The sequence below is a fragment of the Paenibacillus sp. YSY-4.3 genome, assembly GCF_054767475.1.
In genome coordinates this window covers 362,769-378,511 of sequence record NZ_BAABMC010000004.1, presented here as the reverse complement: position 1 = coordinate 378,511, position 15,743 = coordinate 362,769, and the positions used below count along the sequence as shown (strand labels likewise).

At 53.1% G+C, this 15,743-nt stretch carries 13 protein-coding genes; 5 read left to right on the top strand and 8 right to left on the bottom strand.

The features are described from left to right. Window positions 1-86: 86 nt before the first annotated feature. The 7 genes from ACYUJT_RS16085 to ACYUJT_RS16055 all read right to left on the bottom strand — a co-directional run bounded on the left by ACYUJT_RS16085 (window position 87) and on the right by ACYUJT_RS16055 (window position 8,638). Window positions 87-2,393: an ATP-dependent DNA helicase gene (locus tag ACYUJT_RS16085; RefSeq protein WP_460323967.1), complete on the bottom strand. Its 2,307-nt coding sequence runs from the start codon at window positions 2,391-2,393 to the stop codon at window positions 87-89. A 133-nt stretch (window positions 2,394-2,526) separates the two neighbouring features. Next, window positions 2,527-3,522, bottom strand: a complete 996-nt coding sequence (locus ACYUJT_RS16080) for a DUF3829 domain-containing protein (RefSeq protein WP_460323965.1) — start codon at window positions 3,520-3,522, stop codon at window positions 2,527-2,529. A gap of 151 nt (window positions 3,523-3,673) precedes the next feature. Beyond that, window positions 3,674-3,868: a helix-turn-helix transcriptional regulator gene (locus tag ACYUJT_RS16075; RefSeq protein WP_460323963.1), complete on the bottom strand. Its 195-nt coding sequence runs from the start codon at window positions 3,866-3,868 to the stop codon at window positions 3,674-3,676. Further along, window positions 3,865-4,377: a DUF6773 family protein gene (locus tag ACYUJT_RS16070; protein WP_460323961.1), complete on the bottom strand. Its 513-nt coding sequence runs from the start codon at window positions 4,375-4,377 to the stop codon at window positions 3,865-3,867. The genes ACYUJT_RS16075 and ACYUJT_RS16070 overlap by 4 nt, the downstream gene beginning before the upstream one ends. 197 nt (window positions 4,378-4,574) lie before the next feature. Beyond that, window positions 4,575-6,449: an SLC13 family permease gene (locus ACYUJT_RS16065; RefSeq protein WP_460323959.1), complete on the bottom strand. Its 1,875-nt coding sequence runs from the start codon at window positions 6,447-6,449 to the stop codon at window positions 4,575-4,577. Between the two features lie 218 nt (window positions 6,450-6,667). Continuing rightward, window positions 6,668-6,946: a hypothetical protein gene (locus ACYUJT_RS16060; protein ID WP_460323957.1), complete on the bottom strand. Its 279-nt coding sequence runs from the start codon at window positions 6,944-6,946 to the stop codon at window positions 6,668-6,670. 78 nt (window positions 6,947-7,024) lie between these two features. After that, window positions 7,025-8,638 (bottom strand): bifunctional metallophosphatase/5'-nucleotidase, encoded by a 1,614-nt coding sequence (locus tag ACYUJT_RS16055; protein ID WP_460324199.1) that lies wholly within the window; start codon window positions 8,636-8,638, stop codon window positions 7,025-7,027. A 210-nt stretch (window positions 8,639-8,848) separates the two neighbouring features. On the opposite strand from ACYUJT_RS16055, the gene ACYUJT_RS16050 reads away from it, so the two are divergent. The 5 genes from ACYUJT_RS16050 to ACYUJT_RS16030 all read left to right on the top strand — a co-directional run bounded on the left by ACYUJT_RS16050 (window position 8,849) and on the right by ACYUJT_RS16030 (window position 13,539). After that, complete coding sequence (locus ACYUJT_RS16050) at window positions 8,849-9,832, top strand: phosphate/phosphite/phosphonate ABC transporter substrate-binding protein (protein ID WP_460323955.1); 984 nt, start codon at window positions 8,849-8,851, stop codon at window positions 9,830-9,832. 161 nt (window positions 9,833-9,993) lie between these two features. After that, a complete protein-coding gene (gene phnC, locus ACYUJT_RS16045; protein WP_460324198.1) occupies window positions 9,994-10,767 on the top strand; it encodes a phosphonate ABC transporter ATP-binding protein in 774 nt (257 codons plus the stop codon). After that, window positions 10,764-11,564 (top strand): phosphonate ABC transporter, permease protein PhnE, encoded by an 801-nt coding sequence (gene phnE, locus ACYUJT_RS16040; RefSeq protein WP_460323953.1) that lies wholly within the window; start codon window positions 10,764-10,766, stop codon window positions 11,562-11,564. The genes phnC and phnE (ACYUJT_RS16040) overlap by 4 nt, the downstream gene beginning before the upstream one ends. Continuing rightward, the gene (phnE, locus tag ACYUJT_RS16035) at window positions 11,561-12,364 is read left to right on the top strand and encodes a phosphonate ABC transporter, permease protein PhnE (RefSeq protein ID WP_460323951.1); all 804 of its coding nucleotides are present in this window, start codon (window positions 11,561-11,563) and stop codon (window positions 12,362-12,364) included. The genes phnE (ACYUJT_RS16040) and phnE (ACYUJT_RS16035) overlap by 4 nt, the downstream gene beginning before the upstream one ends. An 83-nt stretch (window positions 12,365-12,447) precedes the next feature. Continuing rightward, entirely contained in the window at window positions 12,448-13,539 is a 1,092-nt protein-coding gene (locus tag ACYUJT_RS16030; RefSeq protein ID WP_460323949.1) for a copper amine oxidase N-terminal domain-containing protein, read from the top strand. 121 nt (window positions 13,540-13,660) lie between these two features. Here the strand turns inward: ACYUJT_RS16030 and ACYUJT_RS16025 are convergent, their stop codons facing one another. Continuing rightward, entirely contained in the window at window positions 13,661-15,700 is a 2,040-nt protein-coding gene (locus ACYUJT_RS16025; protein WP_460323947.1) for a catalase, read from the bottom strand. Window positions 15,701-15,743 lie beyond the last annotated feature (43 nt).

Below are 15,743 nucleotides of genomic sequence, written 5' to 3'. Positions count from 1 at the left end.
ATCGCCGCACAAGAAGGAGCACTATTGAGGCTTTGACACCCCAATAGTGCTCCTGGATCACATTACATCGTATGGTCATGGCACGACTACAGTGTGATTACAGTGTGGTCGCTCCATTCCGCCGGAAGAAGCCTGGCGTAATGCGGCTGAAGATACCGGTCATCGACCAGCACCAGCAATCCGGTGTCCTGCTCGGAACGGATAAGCCTTCCCCCTGCCTGAAGAACCTTGTTCATGCCCGGAAACACATAGGCATAATCATAACCGTTCCTGTCCGTCTGGTCGAAATAATCGCGAATAATATTCCGTTCCAGGCCGATTTGCGGCAAGCCCACACCAACAACGACGACGCCTGTTAATCGATTGCCCACTAAATCAACGCCTTCAGAGAAAATGCCACCCAACACCGCAAACCCCACTAATGCCCCGCCTGATCGTCCGGCTTCAAATGCAGCCAAAAAGTCCTCCCGCTCCGCCTCCGACATTTCTGTATGCTGAACAATCGTGTCTACCTTAGGATCGCCAGCCATAAAGCGTTCATAGACCATATTCATGTAAGTATAGGAAGGGAAAAAGAATAAATAGTTGCCGGCCCGCCGCTCCGTCAATTGCTGCAAGTAAGCAGCAAGCGGCTCCACCGTCGTTTCCCGGTCACGGTAGCGCGTCGACAGGGGCAGAAGGACAACCTCCAATTGCTCCCTAGAAAAGGGGGATGGGATGGACAGCGTATAATCATCGGCTTCCGCCCCTAGCATGTCCCTGTAGAAGCCGATCGGCGACAGCGTTGCCGAGAAATAAATATGCGAGCGGTAGCCTTTGCCCATTTCGCGCAGCAGATGAGAGGGATCAAGGCAGAACATTTTTACCCTCACCTCCTGGCTGGAAATATCCACGTAAGTTATATAACGTTCATCGTATAGCTTGCCGATTTTTATAAAATGGACGGCTTCAAAATACGTCTCAAGCAGCAGCGAACCTGTTTCGGGAGCGAAGCCCCCCGTACCCCCAGCCAATTCGCGTTCCGCTTGCTGGACGAAATCCTCCAGTAGAAGAAGCAGTTCGTCCGGAGCCTCGCGATCGATCAAATGCTTCTCCTCCGCTTGTTTTCTCTGCCGGATGAAGTAGGCGTTCACTTCCTTAGCAGCTGCGGACAATCTCTTGTTCGCCGCCTTATACTCCCGCTGCAATGCGAGAAATGCCGATTTGCCCAGTGCGCTGGAGAACATCTCTCTGGAGCGGTCCACCAGATTATGCGCCTCATCCACAAGCAGGGCGGTCTGCCGCTTATGCTCGGCAAACTGCCGTTTCAAGGAAACCCGCGGATCGAAAATATAGTTGTAATCGCAAATCACCGCATCGGCAGCGTAGGCCGCATCCAGCGAAAACTCGAACGGACAGACACGGTGCTTACGGGCATAACCCTCAATGACCTCACGATTGATCAGCGTCTCGTGGCCAAGCATATCCAGAATGGCTCCGTTCACTCGATCATAGTAGCCATCCGCATAAATGCAGTCTTCCTTCCGGCAGCTGATTTGCTCCTGGAAACAAATCTTCTCCTTCGCGGTAATTGTCACCGCATGAAGCTGCAGCCCCTCAGCCTGCAGCCGGGCAAAAGCTTCCTCCGCCGCGGTCCTTGTAATCGTCTTGGCCGTAAGGTAGAAGATGCGCTGCAGCAGCCCGGTTCCGATTGCTTTGACCGTCGGGAATATCGTCGACATCGTCTTGCCGATTCCCGTCGGCGCCTGGGCAAACAGCTTGGCCTTCTCAGCAATACTGGTATATACCGCGCCCGCAAGCTTCCGCTGTCCTTGCCGATACGCGGGAAAAGGAAATGCTAATCCCTCGATGCTCGCATCCCGCTTCGTCCTGTGATGATGCAGCATTTCCGCGTAAGGAGCGTATCTCTGAACGACATCGGCCACGAACGCCTTCAATTGCTCGCGCGTCATCGTCTGCACGAAGCGTTTATGCTCATCCGTATCGACTTGAACATACGTCAGTTGAATGTTTAGCTCTGGGACATCATATGCCACGGCATGCATATAAGCGTAGCATTTCGCCTGGGCCCAATGAACAAGGAAGGTGTCCGGTTCAATCCTATCCAGCTCCATCGCCGTAGACTTGATCTCATCGATCGTGATCTTCCCGTTCTCATCGGCTAACAGGCCGTCGCAGCGCCCGTCTATAACGAAGACGAACTCCCCGTAGGGCACTTCCAAAGATAGATATACTTCCTTTTGATCCAATTCTCCGTATTGCTGCTGAATTCTCTGATGTGCTTTCGTGCCTTCCGTCAAGGTAGAGACGCTCCGGAACCCACCCTCTAGGCTTCCGCTGCGGAACACATACTCAACCAGATGGCGGACGGCGATTTCTACCCGATGATTCACGATTATCACCTGCCGATTCTATCAGGAACGTTTGTTCTCTAAATTATAACATGATCACTATGGGTTAGCGCCAATTCTTTTCCGTAACAACACAAAAAAGACAGGCTGATATCCGCCTGCCTCTATTCCAAAATTATTTCGCCTTATCCATCCGAATATTGTAATTATAAGCATCGATCAGGTTCGACACCTGGGAGAAATAGCTGCTCATAAGATTGTTGTCCCTGTTGCTGCTCGTGTCCTGTGTCTCTAAAATGGTTAAAATATCGGTTGCCGTTCCGATGACCTCTTGCAGCGTGGTGTCCAGTTCCGGAGCCGTCGTCCAGGATTCCTGCTTCTTCCTCTTGGCATCCTTCGCATATTCCGTAAACTGCTTCGCATCCTGAACCAGCAAGTCAAACAATATCCTGTATTCCTCCAGATTGCAGTCCAATATATTCTCATCATAGATCTCGGCTTCAAAGAAAGTCTTCTCAATATCCTGAGCCCGCATAACTACGCTGAGGGCATGATACCGGATCAAGTAATCCTGCTCCTTGAGCTTATCTAGATCCTTCAGCTTTTGATCCGCCGCAATCTGATCGAAGTCGTTATAAAACTGGTTGGCCAACGGCTCATATGTATGATATTGGGCAATGAATTGGCTGTGCAGCTCCTTGCCTTTGGCAAGCTGATCCTCCACGAAGGTACCATCACTATAGTAATCGGATATTTCCTCCATCGTATCCAGCAGATCGAGCATCGCGGGGCCTAATTGAATGAGCGCTTCATCTGCAGCGCCATACGACGGCTCGCCGGCCGCGCGATCTACAGCGGTGTTCACCGTCATCGCCAGTCCGGCCAATCCGGGAACAGTGGCAAAGCCGCTGCCGCTGAAGTCTTCGCTGATATACATATCTTCATCCATGCCAAATTCGCTAATATAGCTCTCGATTGCTCTATCAAACGTCCCGCCGGTCATCATATTGTTCAAATTAATGTAAGCGCCGTACTTGGCGGCTGCATGCTCTTCTTCCACGCTTGCTCCATTGACGCTTGAGCTTCCCTTCAGCTCATCGATCAAACTGCAGGAGGTCAGCAGGAAGCAAAACAATATGCTGCAGAATATAAGATATACCCGTCTCCTCATGTTTGTGAAGGCCCCCATTCTATTTACCCGTCTGTTTTATTTATCGGCTAAACTATGGGGATTTTTTACTAGAACAACCATTCTTGCGCAGACAAATTGCCCACCTTCAATATGGGAATATCCGGGTCCGATGGCCGGGTGCTGTTCCCGGCTATTCCTCCCAAAAAAGATCGTTCAGCGTCTTGGACAAGGCTTTGCAAATTGCCACGCACAAGCTGAGACTGGGATTGTATTTCCCAAGCTCGATTAAACCGATCGTTTGTCTTGATACGCCAACGATTTGAGCTAACTGCTCTTGAGACAAGTCCTTTTCGACCCTAGCCAGCTTCATCCTGATGTTCTTCATTCCGACTCATCCTTATTCACATGCGCACTGGCTTTATTCGCCACCGTATGAAGGCCGAAGGTTAACAGCAGGAACAGAGGAACATAAATCATCAATGAGACGAAAGCCACGAGTACGAAATACCAAAGGGACTGTAATCCCCCGTCAGCATAAAGAATTGCGCTGCGGAAGCCGAAGAACAAAGCCAGCCCCAAACCCAAAACGCTGCCTGCAATGATATTCTTGGTGCTCATCTTGAATTTGCTCGTTCGATCGTGAACCTCAACCGCGTCCGAATAAATACCCAGGGAAGCCGAACGAATCAGATAATACAGGCTGGAAGCCAGCAAAATGGCGATTTCTGTGATTACCGGTGTATCCGTACCTAACATGATGAATTTGCCGACAACCGACACCAGGCAGATCAACATGATCAGCATGTATATTTCTTTATAAATTTTGTTCTGTGTATTAACGATTCTCTCGTCTACTTGTTTGCCCCGACTTGAAATCCATTGAAACCATTTCATGTCTGCACACCCTCTCTGCGTAATATAGTAAAGATTCGATTCACACCATAAATCTATAACATATATGCCTTAATGTCAAATATATATTGCATTTTAATTATTATAGTTGTCATCAAAAGTTGTCATCAAATTTCCTTTTCTCCAAAAAACAAACGCCCTCAACCGCAGCAGGAAGCCGCGAATGAGGACGTTTTTCATTAGATCGGAAAAAATATCGGCAGCACCGCCACCATCACTACACCGATAAATATCTGCAGCGGCAGGCCGACTTTAATATAATGGCTGAATTTATATCGTCCAGCCGACATGACTAATGCATTGGGCGGTGTGGAGAACGGGGACGCAAAGCACATGCTTGCCCCGATCGAAACCGCGAACAAATACGGATACGGGCTTACGCCAAGCTGAACCGCTGCAGTAAGGGCGATAGGCGCGAACAGCACCGCGCAGGCCGTATTGCTGATGAACATGGTGAGCAGAGATGTCGTGAAATATACGCCGGCCAGCAGCACAATCGGGCCATAGCCGCCAAGCGTGCTCACCAGCCCCTCGGACAGCAGCGCAGCCGCTCCGGTCTTCTCGATGGCGATCGACATCGGAATCATGCCGCCGATCAAGACGATGCTTTCCCAGTTGATGCTTTTATACGCTTCCTCCATGTTGCGAACGCAGCCGAAGACGACCATCAGCACGGCGGCGATCATGACGGCCGCCACAGCAGGCACCAGCTCTGTAATAAGCAGGATCACCATTAACAGCATAATACCTGCGGCGATCGGCGCCTTGATGTCCATCGTCACCTTGCGCGATTCTTCGATGGGCTGGCCGACAACGACGACGTTAGCCTGGTCCGCCGCAAGCAGCGCGATATCCTTCCACGTGCCTTGAACGAGCAAAGCATCGCCGAATTTCATCCGTTCCTCCTTCAGATTATGCAGCAGGTAATGCTCCTTCCGCTGGATGCCGAGAATATTTACCCGGTACTTCTCCCGAAATCCCGAATGCTTGACCAGCCTGCCGATTAGGCTGGAGTTCGGCGTCAGCATCACCTCGGCAATGCCCACCTCGCTGGTCGCATACTGTGTATCCTGAGCGGGCAGCGGCCCGCTTCTTTCCGGAACTTGATGATCGAGCAAGATTAGCCCGTAGTGCCGGGCGAATTGCTCCGCCCGCTCAAACGTACTGTTGACATACAGAATGTCATCCTCATGAATGACAGTATCCGGTCCGGCAATTTCCTGGTTAATCGTCTTGAAAAATTGGTTCTTCGCCGAAATTTTGCGGCGGATCTCAATAATGTTGACCCCGAACCTGGCCGAAATATCGAGCTCCTGCAGCGTTTGTGATTGAATCGGCGAATCCTTCCCTACCTGGACACGGAACAAATTTTGCGTTAACTGATACTGCTTGGCGAGATCCTGCAGGGAACGGCTCTTCTTCTTGCCCTTACCCTCCTTCTTCTGATGGTCAGGCAGGAAGCGGCGCAAGAAGAGCAGGCCGATAATGCCCGCAGTCAAACAGACGAGGCCGATCGGCGTAAAACTGAAAAAAGATAGCCCCTTATACCCAGCCTGCTGGAGCGTCTCCTGGATCACCAGGTTAGGCGGCGTGCCGATCAGCGTAAGCATCCCGCCAAGACTGCTGGCAAAGGCGAGCGGCATGAGCAGCTTGCCTGGATGGGTTCCCGCACTCATTGCCAGACTCACGACGATCGGCATCATCACGGCGACCGTGCCGGTATTGCTGACAAAAGCACCGATAAACGAGGTTACGAGCATGACCATAATCAATAGCCGGGTCTCACTCTTTCCCGCCAGGCGAAGCAGTATCCGGCTTGCCATCTTGGCCAGCCCGGTCTGGAGTATGCCTCCGCCTACGACGAACAATCCGATCATCATGATGACGACCGAATTGGAGAAGCCGGATAGCGCCTCAGCCGGAGTAAGTATGCCCTGCAACATCAAAATAATCAGCGATCCGACCGCCACGAGATCAGACCGGATTTTTCCCGAGACAAACAGCACCGATGCCGTTATCAGAACGATAAGAGTGATGATCATTGGGCCATTCACGGTTGTTCCTCCTATGTAACTCTTGGTTTTTTATGGTGTTATGTATGAACTTCGCAACATTAGCAATATCATAACATTGGGCAAAGCCAGGGAACAGGCATTTCGACAAGAAACAAACTTCTCCGACTTATATCGAGGCTTATTATCACCCGGTGCGGCGCAAAAATCCCCTTCAGCTGCTCAGGCAGGGAAGGGGATTTGATTTGTCTCAAAAAGCTCTAATCCACGTAGCCGGCAAGACCCTTGTCCATCAAGTAGTCCATCTCCAGCTCCAAGATCGTCTCCACGGTCAGCTCGTCCAGCTTCACGCCCGGACGGCTCAGCACGTAATCAACCAGCTCATCGCCATCGATATCGACATCCCCTTTGGCGCCCTTACGGGCATTGTTGATGAATGCCTCTTCATGCTTCAGCACAGCTCGGATCTCCTCCGGCTTAGCTTTGGTTCGCTCGACGATATACTGAACGAGCTCTTGCTCATTAATTTTTTCGCTCATAATGGTCAGCTCCTCTTTCACAGTAAGTTATGCGCATCAGCTGATTCTCATACAGCTTCTAGCTTGCCCTGATGTCTGTCATTGTACCATAGGACCATGCGCAATAACCCGCCAATTTTGGTCGCAGCTTGCTCGAACGGTCCGGTGCTTCCAAAAGTATTCCGCAACCAGCTCAGCCATATCAGTCGCGATTTCCCGCACGATGGGCTTTCCTTTGAACATTTCGTAATCTCCACCGCCGCCAGCCCGGTAGCTGTTCATGACCACATCCATTTCCGTCTCATCCCCAAGCGCCCTGCCGCTAAGATCAGTCAGCTTCACAACCCGCTGTCCGAGCGGTTTGGCGGGGGCCAGCTCATACCGGATGCCCTCCCACATATCGTAATTGTAATGCTGGGCTTTAGGTTCCAAGTACGATGGATTGACCGCCAGCCTTCCATCCGGGCCGACCACGAAATAAGCAGCCGTCTGCTCTAATGCATCCCGAATATCCTTCCCCTTCAGCCGGAGCACAGTTAGCGTATTGGGGTACATGAAATTGCCCAGCACATCGCGCATAGTGACGGTCGCGCCGAAGCCGCGGGACTCCTCGCTCAGCAAGGCAGCACACGATACCGCAGCCCCTGCGGCCTCCATTTGCACCTTATTCACGAACTCGATGAAGGGATGATCCGCCATTCGGCAGATGAACGGACTTTGGATGCGCATGTCTCCCGCCACCTGCCCGATCGGCTGATCCAGCCAGCTCTGTGTCGCAGCTTCCAGCCCGGAGAACATCTCCAGAACCGTTCCGTCCGCGCTTACCGAATCATCCACCATCAATAGCTCCGCCGATTTGCGTCTGATACTCCACCGTTCCCCCTGCTTCTCTAAATTAACCACGACCTTGCCCAAGGCTTGCCCCAGGCTGCCGGGCTGGACTATGGCAACTTCTCCAAGCTGCGTCGCCAAAAAGCGATGCTGATGCCCGGTAATCAGCACGTCTATGCCATCTACTTCCCGGCAAAATGCGTAGCCCTGATTTTCCCCGGTCAGCTTCTCGCTCGCTTCCCCGCTGGCCAAATCCCGCTCGAACCCGCCGTGATAACAGACGACAAGCAGATCAGGACGCTCCCGTTCCCGGATCAGGGGCACCCATGCCTGTGCCGTCTCAAGCGCGTCACGGAACTCCAATCCTTCAAGATGAAGCGGATTCTCCCAATTGGGGATATAATGCGTCGTCAGACCAAGAATCGCTACTTTGACCGGATCATCAACCGGGCCTGCTTGTTTGATGATATAAGGTACGCCGAAGGCAGGCTCCCCCGTCTTGGAGTCGACAATGTTCGCCGACAACCAGGGGAATCCGGACGCCGCCATAACGCGGCGCAGTACATTCTGCCCATAATTGAACTCATGGTTCCCTGGGATGGCTGCGTCATAAGACAGCCTGTTCAGCACAGCCACTGCTGGATGGGGCGCATCCGTTCCCTGCTTCACATAATACGAGGCCATTGGCGACCCTTGTATCAAATCGCCGTTATCCAGCAAGAGCAAGTCGGGAGCTTGCCGCCGTTCTTCCTGGATTAACGAAGCTATTTTCGCAAGGCCCAAGCTCTTGTCCTCTGCCGTTCTGTAATCCGTAGGATAAATATGCCCGTGAATATCGCTTGTAACGAGGATCTCAATTTCGCAGGCAGCTGTTTTTGTCATCGCCATCTTCTAATCCCTTCTGTAACTAAATTCAAACGCATTTCCTAATTTAGTCTATCAGGCGAAATCATGATTTATATTAAATGGGCGGGTCTAAAAATCACATTTTTTTACATAATGCTATATTTCCGCTGACAAGCCGTTAATAAACCTCTCTTATAGTTAATTGTGCAATCCAAAAAAAAATAGACTTAGTGGAGGTCATACCGTTTGAAAAAGATAACCCGATTCATTCTGCCTTTATTCTTATCCGTCGCCTTCCTTAGCGGCTGTGGCAGCAATGCTGCGGTCAGCAACACCGGAACAGATGCCGCGGCGAACACATCCGCCGATCAGAACCAGGCTGCGAATGCGCCGAAAGCTGAAGGATATGTGCCTGAGAAGTTAACCGTGCAATTCGTTCCATCCCAGAACGCCGATACCCTTGAAGCTAAAGCGAAACCGCTGGAAAAGCTGCTGAGCGACCGCCTCGGCATTCCTGTCAAAGTCAGCGTATCGACCGACTACAATACCATTATTGAAGCGATGGCTTCCAAGAAAGTCGATGTCGGCTTCCTTCCGCCAACCGCTTATGTCCTGGCCAAAGAGAAAGGCGCTGCCGAGGTCATTCTGCAGGCCCAGCGTTATGGGGTACAGGATGATACGGGCGCTCCAACCGAGGAGCTCGTCGATTTCTATAAGTCGATGATTATCGTCAAGAAAGATTCACCTATCCAGTCCGTAAGCGATCTGAAAGGCAAACGCATCGCCTATCAAAACGTTACATCCTCCGCGGGCTTCGTATGGCCTGCCGGCAAGCTGATGGAATCAGGGCTCGATCCGCTTAAGGACGTGCAAGCCATTACGGTTAAAGGTCATGACCAAGGTGTACTCGCCGTATTGAACGGGGATGTTGATGCCGCGGCGATTTTCCAGGATGCCAGAAACGTCGTAAAGGGTGACTATCCGACAGTATTTGAGGATACACGGGTGCTGACATTCACTGAGCCGATCCCGAACGACACAGTTTCCATCCGCACGGACATGAACGCGGAGTGGAGCGAGAAAATCGCTAACGCCTTCATCGATATCGGCAAGGATGAGGCAGGACGCGCAATCATTCAAGAAATTTACTCGCATGAGGGTTATGTGACATCGGAAGACAGCACTTTTGATATCGTGCGTGAATACGGGGAGAAAGTGAAGACAGAGTAAGCTGACCATTTGAATTGGGGAGCCTCTGGAACACCGTACGCAAAATGAGCAAGCCAGTTGGAGTGCTGCCGCACTGTGACTGGCTGTGCTTGTTCTTAGAGATGCTTAGAGATGGTAAGCGGAAGTGCACGATAAAACTATTATAAGGAATGATCATTTACGTGATAGAGCTTACGAATGTATCCAAGACTTATCCCAACGGAACAAAGGGTCTGAACGAGATTAATCTGTCCATTTCCCCAGGCGAGTTCGTCGTCATCGTCGGACTGTCAGGAGCAGGGAAATCAACGCTGCTGCGCGCGATGAACCGGCTGCATGACATTACCGAAGGGGACATCCGCATCGGCGGCAAGTCGATTACGAACGCGACGGGGCAGCAGCTTCGCAGCATTCGCCGCGATATCGGGATGATTTTTCAAAGTTTCAATCTGGTCAAGCGCTCTACCGTGCTGCGCAACGTGATGGCCGGACGGGTCGGCTACCATTCCACGCTGCGTACCGTGCTGGGGCTATTCCCGAAGGAGGACACCGATCTCGCCTTTGAGGCGCTTAGCCGCGTCAACATCGCCGAGAAAGCCTATGTTCGGGCCGACCAGCTGTCCGGCGGACAGCAGCAGAGGGTCGCGATTGCCCGCGTGCTCGCCCAGGAAGCCAAAATCATCCTCGCCGATGAGCCGGTTGCCTCTCTTGATCCGTTGACGACGAAGCAGGTCATGGACGATTTAAAGAGAATCAACCAGGAGCTGGGCATTACGACGATCGTCAATCTGCATTTCATCGATTTGGCCAGAGCCTACGCAACCCGGATCATCGGGCTCAGAGCGGGAGAGGTGGTCTTTGACGGCCCCGTATCCGAAGCAACGGACGAGGTCTTCGCTTCCATTTACGGACGGCCGATTCAACAGGACGAACTGCTGGAGGAGCGGGTTGTATGAACGCCAAGCCAAGCATCCCTATCGACGCGCGCCCGAAGGCCCCTAACCGGCTGAAGCATGTGCTGACGGCGGTCATTATCCTGCTTCTCCTCTGGGGAAGCGCTGTGCAAACGGAATCGACACTCAGTGAACTTGTATCCGGCCTCCCCAATATGCTCGATCTGCTGCGGGAGATGTTTCCGCCGAAATGGAGCTATTTCAGCCATATTACCGATGCGATGCTCGAGACGATTCGTATGGCCCTCGTAGGAACGACGCTCGGAGCGATCGGCGCTATTCCCGTCGCCCTGCTGTGCGCCAGCAATTTGGCCAGATCCCGCTGGATTTATTATCCGGTACGTTTCCTGCTTAATCTCGTGCGCACGATTCCGGATTTGCTGCTGGCCGCCCTGTTCGTCGCTATATTCGGGCTTGGTCCGCTGCCGGGCATATTCGCCCTGGCAGTGTTCTCGATGGGCCTCATCGCCAAGCTGACCTATGAAGCGCTGGAGACGATCGATAACGGCCCGCTGGAGGCGATGATCTCCGTCGGCGCGAACGCGCCGCAGCGAATCGCTTACGGCGTCATCCCGCAGATTCAGGCACATTTCGCTTCTTACGTGCTCTATACCTTCGAAATCAACGTGCGTGCGGCGGCCATTCTCGGCCTCGTCGGCGCCGGAGGCATCGGGCATTATTACGAGGTGACTTTAGGTTTTCTGGAATATGACAAGACTAGTGTGATCATTATTTTTACATTAGCTATCGTGCTTGTGATCGACTATGTGAGCATGAAGCTGCGGGAGAAGCTGCTATGACAAAATCGGGAAACGAAATCAGGCGCAAGCCGAAGAAACGAGCCTATCGCTGGCTCATTTACGCCGCGCTTGCCATCATCTATATATGGGCATTCGCCGGCATCCCTTACACCGGCATCAAAGAAACGGCAGGGCAGATCACGAAGGCGATCATAGCCGGGATCTTCTCGCCGGATTGGGATTATGTGTATTTGCCCGACGGCGAGGATTTGCTGCGAGGGCTGCTGGATACGCTGGCCATTTCCATGCTTGGCACCTTCATTTCGACCGTCGTTTGCATTCCTTTAGCCTTCTGGGCAGCCACCAATATGAGCTCAACCCGATGGGTGTCCGGCTCCGGAAAAATGCTACTGAGCTTCATTCGCACCTTCCCAGAAATCATTATGGCCATCCTGTTCATCAAGGCTGTCGGCCCGGGCTCTTTCGCCGGAGTACTGGCGCTTGGACTGCATTCCGTAGGCATGCTGGGCAAGCTGTTTGCCGACGAGGTCGAAAATTTAGACAAAGGCCCCGTCGAAGCCTTAATCGCCTCGGGGGCGAGCCGCCTGCAAATCATGTGGTTCGCCGTGATCCCTCAGGTGCTGCCAGGCTTCCTGTCCTATACCTTATACCGGTTCGAAATTAACGTCCGCTCCGCCACCATTCTCGGGATCATCGGAGCGGGCGGGATCGGAACGCCGCTCATTTTTGCCCTGAGCTCCCGAAATTGGGAGAGGGTTGGCATCATTCTGCTTGGCATCGTCGTCATGATTACGATCATCGACATGATCTCCGGCTCGATCCGCAAAAAGCTGGTATAATTCGTCACCTTGTGCAACATTTCCATAATCCGTCCCGTCTTGACTTGTAGAACTACCTACATTACAAGTCGAGAGGATTGACAATGATGAACACTACTTTGAGAACTTCGCTGGCCATGCTGGCTTTGTCCACGGCGATTATAGCTTCTAGCGCTGCAGCGGCAGAGCCGGCGGCCAATCAGCCATCCGCCTCAGCAGAAATTGCGCCGATCGTTTCCTCGTCGCAGGCATCAGCTATCGCTATTGAAATCAACGGAACGCTTCTGCCCGGGACGGCCTACCAAGCGCATAGCGGAGAAGCAACGATGCTGCCGCTTCGCGCCGTTGCAGAACAACTAGGTTATACCGTGAAATGGAGTCAAGCGGATCGTTCCGCCATTATAAGCAAGGACGATATGAGCGCAGCCGTCATTACAGAAACGAAGGAATATAAGGTCAACGGGACAACAGCCTCTCTTCCTGCCGCTCCTGAGCTGACGCAGGGACAGCTGCATGTGCCGACCGCCTTCGTCGAGAATGCACTGCGTGCCTCCGTAGCAATCAGCTCCGGTTCCGTCTCAATTACAACACAGATGCAGGAGGCGCAGCAGCCAGAGCAGCCTGTTCAGCAGCAAACCGCCCAAACTACCGGCGTTATCACCGCCATTCATAATGACGATAAATATGCCTCGGTTCATATCCAGGGAGTCTGGCCTGACGGGCTTGTTCTGAAAGTCAGCGAGGATACGGTATATCAGCGCCCTGACGGAACGAAGCTTGAGTGGTCGGATCTTCGGATCGGCATGACCGTGGAAGCTGAGCATTCGCTAGCCATGACCCTCAGCCTGCCACCTCAGACAGGAGCCTACGTCCTCACCGTGCTGGACGCCGAACTGCCCGGCGAGCTGTTAGGAACCGCAGGGACGATCGAGGAAATCCGCACGGATGAGCAAGGACATGCCAGTTATCTGGTCAAGGGCCAAGGGTTAACTGACCTGTCCCAGAATGACATCGTCCTTCGACTTAGCGACGACACGGCCATCGTGGACAAGGAGGGCAAGCCTGTAGAGCCGAGCTCCATCAAGCAAGGGTCCAAGGTCATCGGGTTCTATCAGCCCGTCATGACCAGAAGCCTGCCCGCGATCAGCCAAGCAGTCAAAATCGTAGTAGAAGCCGAGTTGCCCCAGCAGCCATAATTAATAGCAGACGCCCCACAGTTGGAATCATTGTCCACTGCGGGGCGTCTTGCTGTCTATCCATTATTTCACCGCATGCATCTGCGGTCTAGGTTGCGATTGGCCCGCAAACTCCCTTAGCTCAGGCGCGATCCCAGTGGCGGTGAGCCGCGATCGCCTCAATGAAACCGGCTGCGAAATCGCCGCCGTGCATCCCCGTAACGACGCCCGGGCTGTTTTCTATTTGCGGCTCCAGCCACTTCATGCCGCCAGCGGCTGCCCCAATCGGCTTATAATGCGAGTAAGCCTCCTGGATGAACGAAGCCGCCTTCCGATCCGAATTATCGGAGGCGAGCTCTCCGCCGATCGCGTAAACCGCATCGAACAAGACGGAGTCAGCGGTCAAGAACGTATACATGACCTCACATTCCATGTCCTCCGTGCCGTGGAGCACGCCGAGCTTGTCGCTAATAGCTTCAGCCTGGACGCCTTCGGCGATCAGCGCATTCAGCACCAGCTTCGCTTCGGAACCATCGAAGCCGCTGCCCACAATGACGCCGACCTTGCGGGTCCTCGGCGACTTTACCGTATTCTCCTGGCTAAGCGCAGGAGAGGATTTGCTGGACTGCGAACCCGCCCCCTCGGGAGGATTCGCCCCGATGGCCTCGGCAACCGGGACGGCCAGCTTCAAGCTGACGTTGCCAATCATATCGACCACCTGCTGGCGTACCGACTTGCTCTTCACCTTGCCGAGCTCGAACGAGAAGGCATCGATGATATGCTGCTTCTCCGCCATGCTCATACTGTTCCAGAAAAGCGTCGCCTGGGAGAAGTGATCCTTGAAGCTCTCGCTCCGGGCACGGATTTTGCGGCCCTCGACCTTCTCCTGATAATGTACGTAGCCGCCCTCCGCCTCCGTCGCAGGCGACGGCGTATTTCCGGCTAACGAGTTCTTATGGTAACTGACCTGGCCTACATTAATGGTCTGACGGCCATAGCCGTCCCGCTGATTGTTGTGGAACGGACACACCGGCCGGTTAATCGGCAGCTCATGAAAGTTCGGTCCCCCAAGCCGGATCAGCTGCGTATCCGTATAGGAGAACAGGCGGCCCTGCAGCAGCGGGTCATTGGTGAAATCGATCCCCGGCACAACATGTCCCGGATGGAAGGCCACCTGTTCCGTCTCCGCGAATACGTTGTCGACATTGCGGTTCAGCGTCATTTTTCCGATCAACTGTACGGGAATGTCCTCTTCCGGCCATAGCTTGGTCGGGTCGAGGATATCGAAATCGAATTTGAACTCGTCTTCTTCCGGGAGAAGCTGGACGCCGAGCTCGTACTCTGGATAATTGCCCTGATCAATCGATTCCCATAGGTCCCGGCGGTGGAAGTCCGGGTCTTTCCCCGCAATCTTCTGCGCCTCGTCCCAGACGAGCGAATGCGTGCCAAGCACGGGCTTCCAATGGAATTTGACGAAATGGGCTTTTTCCTGTTCGTTGACGAACCGGAAAGTATGCACCCCGAAGCCCTCCATCATCCGGTAGCTGCGCGGGATAGCGCGATCCGACATCGCCCACATGATCATATGCGCCGATTCCTGGTTGTTCGCCACGAAATCCCAAAACGTATCATGGGCCGTGGCCGCCTGCGGCATCTCATGATGCGGTTCCGGCTTCAACGCATGAATCAAGTCCGGAAATTTGATGGCATCCTGGATGAAGAATACGGGAATATTGTTGCCGACCAGATCATAGTTGCCTTCCTCGGTATAGAACTTCACAGCAAAGCCCCGCGCGTCGCGGACCGTCTCCGCCGAACCTCGAGAGCCTGCAACCGTGGAGAAGCGAACGAACACAGGGGTTATAGTTCCGGGCTCCTGCAGAAATTTGGCCTTCGTGTACGGTTTCATCGATGTATATAGCTCGAACTCTCCGTGAGCTGCAAACCCCCGCGCATGCACGATGCGCTCCGGAATGCGTTCATGGTCGAAATGCGTCATTTTCTCTCGGAAATGAAAATCCTCCATCAGCGTTGGGCCTCTCTCACCTGCCTTGAGGGAGAATTCGTCCTCTGAGACCCGCAGCCCCTGGTTCGTCGTCATCTTCTGGCCTTCGTCCTTCACACGAAACTGCTCCAACTGCTCCTGCTTGCGATTGCTGCCTGATTTGCGTTGTTCATCCATAACACTGATACCTCCCCGATCGAGATCGTTAGTCAGCGTACAG

What these genes read in the sequence shown, in the direction of transcription:
- ACYUJT_RS16070 (WP_460323961.1), bottom strand. Translation starts at nt 4,377, where the DNA reads ATGAAATGGTTTCAATGGATTTCAAGTCGGGGCAAACAAGTAGACGAG.
- ACYUJT_RS16080 (WP_460323965.1), bottom strand. Translation starts at nt 3,522, where the DNA reads ATGAGGAGACGGGTATATCTTATATTCTGCAGCATATTGTTTTGCTTC.
- ACYUJT_RS16055 (WP_460324199.1), bottom strand. Translation starts at nt 8,638, where the DNA reads ATGACAAAAACAGCTGCCTGCGAAATTGAGATCCTCGTTACAAGCGAT.
- phnE (WP_460323951.1), top strand. Translation starts at nt 11,561, where the DNA reads ATGACAAAATCGGGAAACGAAATCAGGCGCAAGCCGAAGAAACGAGCC.
- ACYUJT_RS16030 (WP_460323949.1), top strand. Translation starts at nt 12,448, where the DNA reads ATGATGAACACTACTTTGAGAACTTCGCTGGCCATGCTGGCTTTGTCC.
- ACYUJT_RS16075 (WP_460323963.1), bottom strand. Translation starts at nt 3,868, where the DNA reads ATGAAGAACATCAGGATGAAGCTGGCTAGGGTCGAAAAGGACTTGTCT.
- phnE (WP_460323953.1), top strand. Translation starts at nt 10,764, where the DNA reads ATGAACGCCAAGCCAAGCATCCCTATCGACGCGCGCCCGAAGGCCCCT.
- ACYUJT_RS16025 (WP_460323947.1), bottom strand. Translation starts at nt 15,700, where the DNA reads ATGGATGAACAACGCAAATCAGGCAGCAATCGCAAGCAGGAGCAGTTG.
- ACYUJT_RS16060 (WP_460323957.1), bottom strand. Translation starts at nt 6,946, where the DNA reads ATGAGCGAAAAAATTAATGAGCAAGAGCTCGTTCAGTATATCGTCGAG.